This is a genomic window from Planococcus koreensis (assembly GCF_004761975.1).
In the GTDB taxonomy this organism is placed as follows: domain Bacteria; phylum Bacillota; class Bacilli; order Bacillales_A; family Planococcaceae; genus Planococcus; species Planococcus koreensis.
Genome location: NZ_RQII01000054.1, coordinates 59,180 through 73,863 on the forward strand (window position 1 = coordinate 59,180; position 14,684 = coordinate 73,863).

Genomic DNA, 14,684 nt, shown 5'->3' on the forward strand with positions numbered 1-14,684 from the left:
ATAAGTAGTCCGTAATATTTCACTTGCTAACCCTTCTAATTTAAAATCTGAATTCTCTGGTCCTGCAGTTTATTTTTTTTTCGATAAAATCAGGAATAAAGTCACTTTGAACTTTACGAGCATTTAAAATAACCCTTAAATTAGGTTTGTTTTCTGTATCAAATGAAAGCCACTCGAGAAAAACTCCTAATTCTTTATTACTCAAGTCTGTAAATGAACATTCTATTTTAAACTCTTTCTTAGAGTCCCCCTCTAAATTATTATAGAAATCGTCATCACTTATTCTATAATTCTCAGCACTTACTGTACCTAAAGTTAGGCGGATTGCATCAATAATTGCCGTTTTTCCTGAATCGTTTTCTCCTATTAAAACGTTGAATTTAGGATTAAAAGGTACAATAATTCCTGGTTTTCCATCAATTTTTTCACCATATTGTCTGAAATTCCATATTCTGATTTCTTCTAAATACATAAAATCAACTCCATTAATTCTGAATTTCCAGTTTCCTATTGCTATTTATTCTTATTTTGATTGATAATTCCGGTTTTTTATTTATATCGCAATTCTTTATCTTAGGGTTTAAGTATGTTCTAACTTTTCCTGCCATTTCAAATTTTTTCTTTAGTTTGTCTTAATGAAGAATCTAATTCTCTGTTAGATCTCCAAAAGCCGCTCTCTCAACCCCTCATCACTAGCAAAAATATAAAGCCCCTTTATCCCTCTCTTCATCAACACATTAATAGAATTCAATATGATTTGTTCTTTCGCTCTTACAACATCCTCAATTCCATCTTTTCCTCTGAAAGCTTCGGTATCGCTGTATTTTTCAGTTATTATCTTTAAGCAATCATTTTGTTCATCATAAGTAACGGATGGCCCCAATATCACGCCTACATAATTTAAATCGAAACCTTGAATCGTATAGATGGATCCCGCTTCTTTGATTGTCTCCGACTTTTCAGCCCATGTGTTTTTGGTATCGGTTGAATTCCATGGGATTTCAAGGCTGTCTTCTCTAATGAAGTACTGTTCGCCATCTTTTTTATGTTCATAATCGAATGTCGAAACCACTCTTGAGAGGCCGTGTTCTTTATTCTTTTCTACTATGGCATCATGCATTTCTTTGGCAGAGTCGAATATTTTAAAGTCATACAGTTTATCTTTTGGAAGCCTACCAATCCGCTTCTCTACAAAATTGTCGATCCAGTCGATCACATCGTCTCCAGCATTCATGCGGAACTGTTCTCTTAAAACGTAGGGCTCTTCTCTTTGATAGCCTGACACTATTTTCTTGAGCCGCTCCTTATCCCAATAACTTTTCAGTTTTAAGACCTGCTTTTCATCATAGACAACGATGACAACTTTGCTGTGCTTAATTATTTCTTCCAATTGATTGTCTTCATTAAAATTATTGAAAACATCGGCTCTGCTTAGTAATAAATGCGCTTCGTCGACCAACACAATGTCTGCTTTTTCTGCAGTTTTCTTTTGTTTATTAATGAAACTTGTGGGCTTATCAAAATTATTCTTTTTAAGAAACTTCACATTGGCCGCAATGTTTTTATACGTTTTCAGCATTTCCGAATGATTTACGAGTAAAAAATTTTTTGTCTGATGGAGATTAGAATTTTTGTCAGCCGCTCGTTCCTGAATGCTATTGAACACGGAACTCAGAACCACGCTCTTCCCTACACCAGCTTCACCTTTAATCATGTATATAAACGTCTCATCATCATTGATGTGCTCTTCACACACTTCAAGAATTTTTGTTTTAAGTTCGAGTTGCGTCATGGACAGCTCTTTAAAAGGAGAAAGTTTAAATATATCTCTGTTTTCAATTACATGAGCAGGGTTATTTACCACCCTCCTTTTCAATAATTCTTTCCATATATCATTGAATATCTCTTTGTCGTAGAATTCCTTGTTATGGTAGTTGTGCGTTACGCTTTGCGCAGTCTGACTCTTATTCTGCAGCTTGTAGCGATCATCGCCCAAGAAGTAATTAATTAGTTTTGTTTCAATATTGTATGTAGCTGAGCGGTGAAATTCTTTATGAATAATCAAAGTCATCTTTTCTAATTTCTTTCTTTCAATATTATTCAAGTGAGACTTCATGCGATTTTTAAAGGCTACAGTTTCTCCGATATATACCGTAGTATTGTTGTTCAAAAAATAAACTACCGGATAGTCAAAGTAAGTATCATTCTTGATACTTTCCAAGGTAGATTTATTAAAATCCCAGGTTTTTAGTTCGGTCATACCCATAAATATTCACCCCTCTGGATGCAGCAAATTCAGTGAATCCAATCAAATAGATAATTCAAGCGCTTACAGTGTAGTTTAATTTATTGATTCTAAAATGCAGCGAAGTTGCTAATGTCTTAATATTAGCATTTTTTAACTATTAATTGTCTGCATTTGGGAAAATTAATTGGAATTTATATGCTTATTAGGAAACACCTGAACCTTTTATTTGAAGACGGAGTTTGAGAAGACATATGGCAGATTTATATTGATTTTGGCGAGGAAAGTCGATATCCGAATGCTGGATACAGACGCCTGCCTGTAGGTCATTACTTTATTGAAAATCCCATAGAAAAAGACGAACCCAGTCGGATCCGCCTTTTAATCATTACGCTTTTTCTTAAAGAAAGCCTTGAATATAACAATATTCACGAGAATCATGCCAGCAAAAATCATAAAGAAAAGGAAATAGGCCAGCATATAGGCAAACCCTTCCCCTAATCCGAATAGCTCAGTCAGGGTTGGAATTCCGCTGGCAAATATGAATAGCGGTGGGAACAGGATCAAAAGGAAACCTATGATTAAAATCTTTTTTTGCTTTTGCAGCATCGTTGAATCTCTCCTCAAAAAATTTTAGCCTGCTATGTCTATCTTCTGTTTTTGTTGAACATCCTTCTAAATAATAACACCAATCCAACTACCACAACGATTGAGTTTATTTTACACGGAAAGAACAGCTTTTTAAGAAGCTGTAGTTATTTCAAAAATCGATTTAAAAAGAACATCCAAATACGCATAGGCCCCCATGCGAATTCGGATATTCTTAGCCATTTTCCTATAGAGGCGATTCTTGTTTATCACTCAACTTGATATAAAAAGGAAAGAATACAATCAATAATAGACCGACTCCCCCGCTCAAGTATCCGAGTCCCATCCACACGCCGCAGTCTTTAAAAGACACGTATTGCGTCGCTTGACAGTTCGGGCATTGTTTCCCGTTTTTGGAAAGCCCAAGCTTCCAGATATCTTTCGCTTTCCATTTATACGTGCAGTTTGTGCAATGTGCCATGCCATCCCTCCGCTCGCTTATACTCCATTTACGGCTGCGGAAGGGGAATGTTTCATTTAGCAGCAAACAAAAGACAGCTCAAGGGGCTTCCCCACTTCCACGGCTGCAATTCCTACCCATTTTCCTCAAGCTATATTTTTATTCACAGCACCGCAGCTTGGGCTTAGCGCAACTCTATAAAGGGTAAACAAAGGCAAAGTTGGAAGCAGTTCTCCTGACTTTTGATAGGCTCGACTTTAGGCCAACTTCATCTTTGATTTGTCGCGGCAATCTGGTATATTCAAAAAAAAGGAAGTTTCTTCAAAACACATCGTATTTAAAAGAGGTGAGCATATGGGATTTTTAGACCGCTTATTTGGCGGGAAGGAAAAACAGGCACCGGAAGTGGAAAAACGGACGCTGCGCAATTTGCGCGTTAAGGACTTTGTTACGTATGACCTTGTCGATTATGAAGTCGTCGGCAAGATCCATTACGACGACAGTGGCTATACGTGGGATGCCTATCAGTTAACATCTGGTGGCAAAAGCACGTGGCTCAGCGTGGAAATGGACGATGAGCTTGAAGTCGGCATTTATGAAAAGTTCCGGATTCCGGGACTCGAACCCGGTGCCAAGCAAATTACGCATGACGGCAAAACCTACCATTTGGAAGAGAAAGGCCGCGCTTACGTTACCTCCCAAGGCCGCAGCGAGAACGTCAACGGTGCGGAAATGGGCTATTACGAATACCTGGATGAAGCAGGCGACACTTACCTGTCCGTTGAAGTATGGGGCAGCGAAGTGGAAGTCAGCAAAGGCTTTAAAATCGAAGAATACGAAATCACCATATTAGCAGCAAGCTAACCCAATTGGAGGAGAGAATATGTTTCAATTTTTCAGTCGTGTACGAACGTATGTAGAATCCGAGCTTAACGCAGCCCTTGATAAAGCGGAAGATCCGGTGAAAATGCTCGACCAGTTTATGCGGGATATGGGGCTCGACATCCGGGACGCCGAAACGGCTGTCGCGAAACAGCTCGCTAACGAAAAGATCTTGAAGAAAAAATACGACGATGCCAGCAGCATGGTGGCAAAACGCCAGAAGCAGGCCGAAGAAGCGGTTGAAGCCGGCAATGAAGACTTGGCCCGCCGTGCCCTTGAAGATAAGCAGAACCATGTGGTCCAGATGAATTCCATGAAAGAAGCTTACGAACGGGCAGCCAAGGACTCGACCGTGCTGCGCGAAAAGCTGGGCGAAATGAAACGCGAATACGAAGAAATGCAGATCAAGAAAGATTCGCTGAAAGCGCGTGCGGAATCCGCGAAAACACGCACCAAGATGAACCGCACAATGAGCTCGGTCGACAGCGGCGAATCGCTGCAAGGGTTCAACCGCATGGAAGAAAAAGTCATGCATTTGGAAGCGGAAGCCGAGACGTCAGAAGATTTGCGGGCTGGCTCACGCTCACTCGATGATGAATTTGATTCGTTGAAAAAAGGCAGCGCTGTGGACGACGAACTGGCAGCCATCAAGAAACAGTTTGGAAAAGAATAACGAACCGCGGTCCGCTCCTTTGCGGGCGGACCGTATCCGTTCATATGGAGTGTTTAAACGATGACTAAAAAACCTTGGCTAACGGGCCTTGTGGCTGCAGTCCTGTTCTTGTCGGCATGCGGCAGCCTCATACAGGCGGAAGATTATGTGGAAGACAATTATGCGTTTGTCAATGCGATTCAAAGCGACGCCGGCGATAACAGCCGAGCGATGATGTATCGGTCTGACAAAGACATTGAAGGCACCATAGCAGAATTGAGCGACATCCAGGAGCCGGAACAAATCGGCGAGAAAGTGGAAGGCCGGCAGGTAATGGTCTATGACAAGGAATTCATCATTTTGACGGAAGATCCGGACAATCCCGGTTCTACGCTTGTGGAAGTAGCAGAAGATGAATTTGTCCGCAACCATTACAACCCCGGCTTTTTCACCGGCATGTTTTTCGGGGCGTTCATCGGCAACCGCTTCGGATCCGGCTGGAGCCAGTCGCAGGCCACTCGCTGTGCACGCGGCGGATGCTATTCCGGAGGCGGCGGATACAGTTCGATTCCCTCATCCACTACAGGCGGGCGTGGATCCGGATTCCGCGGAGGCGGTCCGGGTGTCGGAAAATAACTCATAGCAAAGGAGCTTGACTAGTGAATTCATTCTTACTGACGTTTTTATATTTTCTGGCAGCGATCGCTGTCGTCCTTGTCGGCCTCGTCATTTTTGAACTATTGACGAGAAAGTACAAGGATTGGGAGGAAATCAATGCAAACAATACGGCCGTCGCTTTGTCGATTGCCGGAAAAATCATCGGTACGTGCATCATCTTGACGTTCTCCATCCTGGAGAATGACACCATTCTGGAAACCGTTGTTTGGGGGCTCTTCGGGCTGTTGCTTCAATTTGTTGCTTATTTCCTGTTCGAATTGCTGACGCCCCGCTTTTCAGTGGAAACCCAATTGAAAGAAAGAAACACTTCAGTCGGCATCATTTCGTTTGCCGTTTCAGTCGGTTTGGCGTTCGTCATCGGCGCTTCTATTACGTAAGGCGGTGTGTTGAATGCTGACTGAACAAGAATCCGTCCGGCAAAGCCGGGCGATTTACTATGCCTCCGGGATTGTCTCCATCTGCGGCATCATTTTCGAGGTGCTGTTCGGAGCGCTCGGTTCATACATTTTAGGAGATGGAGTGAAGCAATACACACTCACCATCTCCCTTTTTTTAACGGGAATGGGCATTGGCGCGTACTTCAGCGAGAAAATGACCCGCCATTTGGTTGCGTCGTTCGTCTGGATTGAATACTCCATCGGCCTCATTGGCGGGTTTTCCGCGATGCTGCTGTTCGGCGTTACGGCTTACCTGCCGCCCGGCACCAGTTCGCTGTTTTTGTACAGCGTCATCCTGATTGTCGGCTCCTTGACCGGTGTCGAGCTGCCGATATTGATCCGCAAAGCGAATGAAATCGGCGTGTCTCTCCAGAAAAGCGCTGCCAAGGTGCTGTTTTCCGATTATGCCGGCGGACTTATTGGCGGACTGCTTTTTCTGTTTTTGCTGCGCCCGTATTTCGGGCTGGTGAAAACGGCGTTTCTCGTAGCGTTGATCAATGTGGCAGTCGCCTTGTGGATCGTCTTCCGCTTCAAGCATGAATTGAAACGCTTTAAACTGCATGCTTCGTTCGGCGTTTTGTTTCTAGCGATTCTCGTACTCGGAGCCTTGTTCGGAGAACAGGCGGCGTTTCATTTTGAGCAGCAACTCTACAAGGATCCGGTAATTTTCTCCGAGCAGACTTCGTACCAGAAAATCATTTTGACGAAGCAGCAAGGCGATACCCGGCTATACTTGGACGGCCAGCTGCAATTCAGTTCTTCTGATGAACACCGCTACCACGAGATTCTCGTCCATCCCCCGATGGCTGCTGCGGCACGGCATGACCGTGTCCTCGTACTTGGCGGCGGCGATGGGCTCGCGGTCCGTGAACTGCTGAAATACGAAAATCTTGGAAGCGTCGACTTGGTCGACCTCGACCCCAAAATGACCGAAGCCGCGCGGACCCAGCATTTGCTGACAGAACTCAACGAAAACTCACTCGATGATCCGAAAGTGAATGTCTTCAATGAAGACGCGTTCCGCTTTTTAGAATCTGCGGAAGGCTTTTATAATGTCATCATCATCGACTTGCCCGACCCAAACAACGAATCGCTCAATAAACTCTACACGCAGGAATTCTATTCACTTGCCCGCAATCATTTGCATCCGGACGGCGCCATGATGGTCCAGGCGACAAGCCCGGTGTTTGCGCCGCAAGTTTATTGGACAATCGATAAGACCATCGAAGCGACCGGCCTCCAGACCGAAAATCTGCACGCCGACATCCCGAGCTTCGGCGGCTGGGGCTACGTGCTCGCTTCCCGTTTTGGAATAGACGTGGAAAGTCTAGCCATCATCGAAGACACCGAATATTTGAGCACTGAGCTGCTGCCGGCATTGACGGCGTTCGGCAAAGACGAAGACGCGGTGATTGAAGACAGCAACGGCGATGTGATTACGCTCGAGCCCAATACGCTGATCCGGCCGAACTTGATCGAGGTTTACGAGAAAGCGTGGACGAATTACTGAGGTGGTACATGAGTTATTGGCGGGTTAAGACCTTTCGCCAAACAGTTATATAAACTGACACCTGAAAGCGCACCCTTCTAATAGTAGGATGCGCTTTTTGATTTGAGTTCAGTTGGGTGGGCGGGATAATCGGAAAAAGCTGATGCCTTTTGCTCACAAGGTCGGCTTCCCTATTTCATATCGTGCTGCTTTCGGTTGTTTCTCCACACAGTCCCCAGCACTTTGATGATGAAAACGAGCACAATAACGAGCGGGATCATCCACAGCAGGAACTGCCAAAAAGGCATGTCTGTTTGCGGATAGACCAGTGCGCCGGCCATTGCGCCCGAAAAGACCAGCACAAATTTGATGAACGGGTCAATTTTTTCCGAGAAAATTGGCTCTTTCAGCCACTTCATCATTTTCGTTTTATTGTCCATATGCATCTCCTTCGGTAATCAGATTCGTTTTCGTTTCCTTTTTTCCAGGGCCGGATAGATGTACGCATAGGTAAGGAATCCGGCGATACCTTGGCCGATGACCAGCGTCCACACCGGCTCGCCCCCGTTCAGGATCAGCGTGATGACGAAGCCGATGCCTGCGTATACTAATGTCCCGAGGATGATGTCTTTTACACGTTTACTCAATAAAATCCACCTTTTCGGCTGCGTCTTTACGTGCTCTCTTTCTCCCATACCCTCCTATTCCAATTGGAAACTACTGGGTAAAAAGAAAAGCACAAGCAGCGAATGGTTCGCCGCTTGTGCTTTTTGCTTCTTAAGTGTTAATCGGCTATTCCTTGCTTCGGCATGTCCAGCGGCGTGAAGTAATAGGCGCAGCCTTGCCAGTCGAGTTCCTGGATCAGGATATCAAACGTCGTTTGGAAAAAGGCTTGGATGGTTCCGCTCGGATCGGCGGAGCGGGCTGCCGTTTCCAAGTCCAGAAAAAATTCGCTTTTCGCTGGATCGTAATAGGCTTCGGCGGGCTGCAAAGAGGAAGTGTCCAGTTCTTTGTAGAGAAAAGGATACGGCAGCACGAAAAATGTCGGCTCGTCGACGTTGTCGTCGCCCAGCCAGAAGCCGTATTCCAGCATGTGTTCATCAAACGCCGCTTTTTCGATGACTTTGTCCAAGGGAAACGCTTCAGGGATGCCGTGCAAAACCAATAGCGAAACATCGAAGGTGCCCCAAAACAAGGCCGGCTTCACTTTGCGGCAGCGCAGCGGGCCGACGAACTTCAGCTGTTCGCGCAGCGCATAATGGAACAGTTTCAGCCCCCGTACCGCATCCGCTTGCTTGAACGTTAAAGGCGCGTCATCTTCGTTCAGCCTGTTGGTATACGCCATTTCCTGCGGCTTCGGGTTGATGGAAAGCATGATGCCCCGGCTGTTCAATGCTTGAAAGATTTCGTCGAAATACGCTTTGATGGATTTCGACGGTTGCAGCGGCACGCTTTGGCTGTCGCCGTCGACATTAATTTGGATGCGGCTGTTGATGATGTCCAGGTCGAGCTGAAACGGCGTATCGCTATGGAACAATAAGCCTGTTGAGAAGCCTTCGGGTGTGACAGCCAATGTCACGTGCGCCCATTGCGGCTCTTGCTGCGCGGTTTCCAGCTTGATCTTGCCGAGAATCTGTGAGATCAAATGCAGCGTGAATTTGGTGTCTTTCCACTCTGAATGCTTGATGATATCAAGTTCCATTGCGTTCTCCTCCTTGGTCTGCCTCTTCCATGCCTGTGTCTGCCAATGTTCCCGAAGCCATTGACTGTGGTTTGTCTTTTCCCTTTTCTTAATTCGATGCCTGCGGGTATTTTCCTTTACTGCGGCAAAAAAAACAGGAAAGCTACCCTGCATTTTAATCAACAAGGCGAAAAAATATAAACAGCGTCCGAACGATCCTCTCAATTGCAAAAACGCCGCCTGAAGGCAGCGTTTAGTTAACCAGTTTTATTAATTGTTTCGCAGCGTTGCAAGCAGTCCGTCCTCAAATCCATCCATATATTGGATTCTCCCGATTTTCCCATCTTCCGGGGCAATGGCATCTCCCTTGAAATTGAATGGTTCTGCTTCACCATTCTCATCCGTATATTCCACTTGGAAAGTGAAGTCATATAGCGTTGGTTCTTTTTCATTTTGAGCTATTTCAATAGCAGACGTATTTAATTGGTAGTCCTCATCAAAAGTAGCATACATAAAGGCTGCTTGATTGATGAAGTTATCATAGCCGTTGTCTGTAAAATAGGGAGCATAAGTTTCTTCCGTATAGCTCATTAAGGCTTGGTATTCAGGCGATTCCAGATAGGCTTCATAATCTTCACTGTATTTCTCTGAAATCTGGGCACCCATCGCTGCATCCCATAATTCCTTGTATTTCTTGTCTGGTCCATTGAATTCCTTTTCGATGACAGCCCGAATCGCTTGTTCACTTTTATCGGCTGTCTCCTCGGGTTCTGTTCCATTGGCTTCTGTTGCACCGTTAGCCGAACAACCCGCAATCGTTAGACTAATGAAAATCAAAAACAGCATACCAAATGCATTTTTTATCGAAACGTGTCTGTTATTTTTTAAGAAGTGCATCATCATTCCTCCTCATAGACTTTTTTGAAATATCTTCTGGTGTTTCCAACGAAAGTGCTGATAGTAGTAATACGATTGAAGTTTTGAATAGATTCACTTTTCTTACAATTATTTTACAACTTTGCCTTTTCAAAGTTGTTACAGCGTGTGTGAATGCATCATGCAGTTAGCGATTAAGGCATAGAAAAAGACCGCTAATTCATTGCGAATTAGCGGTCTGATCAAATCTTCCTTTTTTTTTTGCATTTTATAGTAATAGAGCTTGTTCTAATTTTGCTTTCCATGAGCAGCCCATTTACTTAGGCCGCGCTATCTCAAAAATCTCCCCGATCGCCGCGTAGTTCGCGCCTGCCAAACGGCTGACGGCATCGAGGCCCCTCGGATCGATGCGGCCTTTTTCGTAAATCGCCTCGTCGACATGGAACTGGATAATTTCGCCGATGAACAAATCGCTCCCCGCCCCTTCACCGCCGAACGGTACGGCCTGCACCAAGCGGCATTCCATGCGCACTTTCGATTCGGCAACGCCTGGCACTGATACCGCTGTACTCGGAACCACTGTCAGGCCAGCCATCTCCACTTCACTTTCCGAAGGTGGCAAGGATGCAGATGTCTCGTTGATCTTCGCGACGTTGTCGCCATCGACGATGTGCACCACGAATTCCCCGTTTTCGTAAATGTTGCGCGCTGTATCTTTCATTCCGCTCGCGGGGCGCTGAATCGCCAGTGACAGCATCGGCGGATTGGATGACACGATATTGAAATAGCTGAACGGCGCCCCGTTGATCACCCCGGCTTCCGACTGGGTCGTGACAAACGCAATGGGCCGCGGAATTACGGACCCGACCAATAATTTATAATTTTCGCGCTCGGTATTGTCTTTTGGATCGATGGATAGCATGTTCTTCAGCTCCTGTTCATTTTGGCGTTTCCCCTTGAAAATAGCACAATTCACTTTACTGACATGTTCGCAAGCAGCTTTTTATTCTCCCGGCAGTTCGCCAATCACTTTCTTCGTTTCTTGATCCACTAAGATGCTCGGATACGCCACAAGCTCTGTTTCAAACACCGGAGTCACCAGAAATATGGTTTGGCCACGGTATTTCTCATCGATATCGGTATAGCTGGCCATCTCATCCGACACTTCAATTTCTTCGATTTCTCCATTTAGCCAAGCGTTTTCCCATTCCTCATTCTGCGGCATATCCGTCCCTTCTACATATGTCCATACATTCTCCAAAATTTGCTGCTCTTCCTCGCTTTTCTTATTGTTATTACACCCTGACATAACAGCCAATAAGACAATCAGCACACAAATAAGCGATTTCTTCATTTTTCCACCTCTTCGTTTGAATAAAGAAATTACGGTTTAAAATACTGTTTGTTTATTGGAGCAATTCCCAGAATAAAAACGATAGGTGCTAAACGAAAAACGACCAAAGGCATTTCTTGCATATCTGATAGACCATCATTACTTAGTTCGCTGAACTTCCTGTCACACCTTTTTCTTTGTTTTATTCTTCTTATTAAACGGTTCATAAAAGTAAACGTTTCAAGCGCTCTGAACTGGCAGCGCGGACACTGGTGCGGCCGCACTTCCAGTTCCACATGCAGGGCCACGCGGTCCTCTACCTGTTCCATTTTTGTCACCATCACATCTTCTAATCCGGGGAATTTCATGGTAATATTCAAGTGCACGCATCTCCTCTTTTTTTACTTGTTACTCGACATTTCAAGTATAAAAGAAGTTGGAGATTGCGTGTCTTTTTTTGGGTTAAATTGTTTGAACACCCCAACATTTAGTGTAGAACCAAAAAAAAGAACCGCATATCGCTATGCGGTTCCTGCCGTCAGTTTTCTTCCGCCAGCCTGAATGCTTTGCGGCTGCGCAGAGAAAGCACGAGCCACAAAAGCACATTGAAAAGCAGGAAGAAAGCGCCGAGCACTGAGATGCTCATCCAAAAAGTGTCTGTGCTGTAGGCCGAGGACATCGCTTCCCGGAAGCCGAGAATCGCATAACTCATCGGCACAAAATCGTGCACTTTCTGGAAAAATCCGTTTGTCAGCTCGACCGGGAACATGCCGCCGCTCGCGCCTAATTGAAGCACGAGCAGGATCATGGCCACAAAGCGTCCCGGATTGCCGAACGTCATGCCGAGGAACATGATCAAAAACATGTACGTCAGCGAGGTGATGACCGAGACCGCGACAAACTCTCCGGTATGCTCCACTTGAAGGTGGAAGCCGAGCAGCATGATGGCGTCGACGATCAATGCCGCTGAAGTCGCCTGCACAAAGCCCAGCGAGAATTTGCTGAGCCACCAGGCCGTACCGGACGTCGGGCGCCCGGCTGGTGCATTGATCGGAAACACCAAATTGAACGACAGCGCACCAACAAAGAGCCCGAGCGACAAAATATACGGCGCCAGTGCATGGCCGTAGTTCGGCACTTCGCTGCGCTGGCTTTCGGTTGCGGTCGCCGGAGCAGCAATCATCTCGAAATTGGCTTCTTCTGCTTGTGCGCCGTTGACGTCTTGGGCTCCGTCAGACAAGCTCCCCGCGAGTTCGGCCGAGCCTTCTTCCAATTGCCCCATGCCATCGCCGATTTCAAGCGATCCGTTTTCGAGCTGACCTGCGCCGTTGCGCAGTTCTGCTGCTCCGCCGGCCAGTTCACCCACGCCGCCGGAAAGTGCTGGAATCCCTTCGGCTAAACGTAAAGCCCCATCCGCCAATTGGCCTGCGCCGGAATTCAGATCGGCCGAGTTTGCCGCGAGTTTGTTTGTTCCCTGCTGAAGCTCATCCGCGCCTTGTGCCGCTTTGGACACACCGGCTGCATAGGCCGCAGTGCCTTTCTCCAATTCCACGGACCCTTGCTGCAAAGCGCTTGCGCCTTCCACAAGGCCCTGTGAACCAGCAGCAAGTGATGACACGCCTTCATTCAATGAAGAACTGCCTTGAGCCAAACGGTCGATGGCTTCTGTAAGCTGCGGCAACCCTGCTGCCGCCTTTTCGGTGCCAGCCAATAGTTTGCCGCTGCCTTGTACCGCTTCGTCTGCTCCCGCCGAGAGCGCCGCTGCTCCTGGAATCAGCTTGCCTGAAAGTGTGTCGTTGATGCTGGCGTAGCCGCCAAGCGACTGTGCAGCGGCCGGATTCACGCCTTCGACAGCGCTGTTCAAGCCCGCGATTTGCTGCGGCAATGAACCAAGCGACTGGAATGCCGGAATTACTTGTTCGTTCAAGTCAGCCGATACGGCCGCAAGGTTTGCCTCGAGCGCTTCAATCGCCTGTTGCTGCGCCGCCGTTTGCTGTTCTGCGCCGCCGCTGACTGCAGCGGACAATTCTGCTTGTTGCTCTTCGGTCAAATTGCTGTAAGCGGGAGACGCCTGCAGCGCCGCCACTGCAGTTGTTGAGGAAGCAGCTTGCAAGGCATCAGCACTTTGCTGTGCCGCCGCCAAATTCGCTTGCAGGTTTGATGCGTCCTGTCCGCCGCTAGCGGAAACAATGCCATTCAATTGGCTGACGCTGTCCTGAATGCCCGCGAGCCCTTGCTGCAAACTCTCGATTTGTTCCCTTGCAGGCAAGTTATTGTTCAATGCGCCGAGTCCTTCTTCGAGCGCTGAACTGCCTGCTGCCAATTCAGCAAGGCCATCGCCCAGCGCCGCCTGGCCGGAAACCAATTGCTGAATGTCCGCCAAGCCGCTCGTCTGCGCCTGCAATTCGTGCAGGCCGTTATCCAGCTGCGCACTGCCGCGCTGCGTTGCCGTCAGGCCGTCATTCAATTGTGCCGCTCCCGGAACGAGCGAACCGAGCCCCTGTGCCAGCTTTTCCGACCCTTCGACGAGCTGCGAGCCATTCTGGTTCAGCTCGGCCGTCCCTTCAGCGAGGCTCGACATGCCGTTTTGCAGTTTGCCCACGCCTTCGGTATAAGCAGAAACACCTTTGTTCAGGCTTGCTGCCCCTTTGTTCAACGCGTTTGCCCCGCCTGCGAACTGGCTGACGCCGACTTCCAATTTTTCGGCGCCTTCCTGGAACGTCAAGCTGCCTGCTGACAGTTCACTCAGCCCGGCAGTCAACGCTTCATTGCCTTCCTGCAGGCGGATTGTTCCTTCATCCAATTCTTCCGCACCTTCTGCCGCTTCACCTAAGCCTTCGCCAAGCGTGTCAATTTGCGCAAACACCGCTTTGACGTATTCTTTTGTCACATTTTCAGCGATTTCTTCTTTGATCTCCGTTGTTGCCTGTTTGCTGACCGCTTCGATGAAGAAGCCGCGGCCCGGGTTTGTTTCATACTGCAAGTTCATGGCTTTCGGATGGTCGCCCATGACCGATGCCGCATTTGCCGAGAAATCTTCCGGTATGGTCAGCACCATGAAATAGTCACCAGCTTCCATTCCGCGTTCGGCTTCTTTCGCATCCGTAAAATGCCATTCGAGCGAGTCGTTTTCTTTCAAATTGCCCACGAGTTCGTCGCCAACGACAAACGTTTCGCCTTCATAATCCGACGGTACATCTTCGTTGACGACCGCCACCGGCAAGCGTTCTGTTTTTCCATAAGGGTCCCACGATGAACCGAGAAAGAATCCTCCGTATATAATCGGGATGAACATCATCACAATCATCGTGCCCAATAAGAGCGGTTTGGCAAGCAATTGCTGCCATTCCCGTTTCAGCATTT

16 protein-coding genes are annotated in these 14,684 nt (G+C 47.1%); 5 read left to right on the forward strand and 11 right to left on the reverse strand.

Features of this window, described 5'->3' with window-relative positions; translation table 11 throughout:
• Positions 1-40: 40 nt before the first annotated feature.
• From EGV91_RS12915 to EGV91_RS12925, 3 genes are all read right to left on the reverse strand, one after another.
• Entirely contained in the window at positions 41-472 is a 432-nt protein-coding gene (locus EGV91_RS12915) for an ATP-dependent nuclease (protein ID WP_135504367.1), read from the reverse strand.
• A 183-nt stretch (positions 473-655) separates the two neighbouring features.
• Positions 656-2,260 carry a DUF2075 domain-containing protein gene (locus EGV91_RS12920; RefSeq protein WP_421958250.1) on the reverse strand — a complete coding sequence of 535 codons (1,605 nt, stop codon included), beginning with the start codon at positions 2,258-2,260 and terminating at the stop codon, positions 656-658.
• 366 nt (positions 2,261-2,626) lie between these two features.
• Entirely contained in the window at positions 2,627-2,854 is a 228-nt protein-coding gene (locus EGV91_RS12925; RefSeq protein ID WP_135504370.1) for a hypothetical protein, read from the reverse strand.
• A gap of 793 nt (positions 2,855-3,647) precedes the next feature.
• Between EGV91_RS12925 and EGV91_RS12935 the strand changes: the two genes are divergently transcribed.
• The 5 genes from EGV91_RS12935 to EGV91_RS12955 are packed head-to-tail and all read left to right on the forward strand — an operon-like array spanning position 3,648 to position 7,452.
• On the forward strand, positions 3,648-4,157 hold the full coding sequence (locus EGV91_RS12935; RefSeq protein ID WP_135504372.1) for a DUF4178 domain-containing protein: 510 nt from the start codon (positions 3,648-3,650) through the stop codon (positions 4,155-4,157).
• A gap of 19 nt (positions 4,158-4,176) precedes the next feature.
• Entirely contained in the window at positions 4,177-4,848 is a 672-nt protein-coding gene (locus EGV91_RS12940) for a PspA/IM30 family protein (RefSeq protein WP_135504374.1), read from the forward strand.
• 60 nt (positions 4,849-4,908) lie between these two features.
• Entirely contained in the window at positions 4,909-5,463 is a 555-nt protein-coding gene (locus EGV91_RS12945) for a DUF4247 domain-containing protein (RefSeq protein WP_135504375.1), read from the forward strand.
• A gap of 23 nt (positions 5,464-5,486) precedes the next feature.
• A complete protein-coding gene (locus tag EGV91_RS12950) occupies positions 5,487-5,882 on the forward strand; it encodes a DUF350 domain-containing protein (RefSeq protein ID WP_135504377.1) in 396 nt (131 codons plus the stop codon).
• 16 nt (positions 5,883-5,898) lie between these two features.
• On the forward strand, positions 5,899-7,452 hold the full coding sequence (locus tag EGV91_RS12955) for a polyamine aminopropyltransferase (protein WP_135504433.1): 1,554 nt from the start codon (positions 5,899-5,901) through the stop codon (positions 7,450-7,452).
• 170 nt (positions 7,453-7,622) lie between these two features.
• Here EGV91_RS12955 and EGV91_RS12960 read toward each other — a convergent pair whose 3' ends face one another.
• From EGV91_RS12960 to EGV91_RS12995, 8 genes are all read right to left on the reverse strand, one after another.
• Positions 7,623-7,871, reverse strand: a complete 249-nt coding sequence (locus tag EGV91_RS12960; protein ID WP_135504379.1) for a hypothetical protein — start codon at positions 7,869-7,871, stop codon at positions 7,623-7,625.
• Positions 7,872-7,889: 18 nt separating this feature from the next.
• Positions 7,890-8,078: a hypothetical protein gene (locus EGV91_RS12965; protein WP_135504381.1), complete on the reverse strand. Its 189-nt coding sequence runs from the start codon at positions 8,076-8,078 to the stop codon at positions 7,890-7,892.
• Positions 8,079-8,215: 137 nt separating this feature from the next.
• Positions 8,216-9,133 carry a DUF5996 family protein gene (locus EGV91_RS12970; RefSeq protein ID WP_135504383.1) on the reverse strand — a complete coding sequence of 306 codons (918 nt, stop codon included), beginning with the start codon at positions 9,131-9,133 and terminating at the stop codon, positions 8,216-8,218.
• Positions 9,134-9,382: 249 nt separating this feature from the next.
• The gene (locus EGV91_RS12975; RefSeq protein ID WP_241666185.1) at positions 9,383-10,015 is read right to left on the reverse strand and encodes a hypothetical protein; all 633 of its coding nucleotides are present in this window, start codon (positions 10,013-10,015) and stop codon (positions 9,383-9,385) included.
• 289 nt (positions 10,016-10,304) lie between these two features.
• Entirely contained in the window at positions 10,305-10,910 is a 606-nt protein-coding gene (locus tag EGV91_RS12980) for a flavin reductase family protein (protein ID WP_135504386.1), read from the reverse strand.
• 81 nt (positions 10,911-10,991) lie between these two features.
• On the reverse strand, positions 10,992-11,342 hold the full coding sequence (locus tag EGV91_RS12985; RefSeq protein ID WP_135504387.1) for a hypothetical protein: 351 nt from the start codon (positions 11,340-11,342) through the stop codon (positions 10,992-10,994).
• 29 nt (positions 11,343-11,371) lie between these two features.
• Entirely contained in the window at positions 11,372-11,701 is a 330-nt protein-coding gene (locus tag EGV91_RS12990; RefSeq protein WP_135504389.1) for a hypothetical protein, read from the reverse strand.
• 158 nt (positions 11,702-11,859) lie between these two features.
• Positions 11,860-14,682 (reverse strand): YhgE/Pip domain-containing protein, encoded by a 2,823-nt coding sequence (locus tag EGV91_RS12995; RefSeq protein WP_221300891.1) that lies wholly within the window; start codon positions 14,680-14,682, stop codon positions 11,860-11,862.
• Positions 14,683-14,684 lie beyond the last annotated feature (2 nt).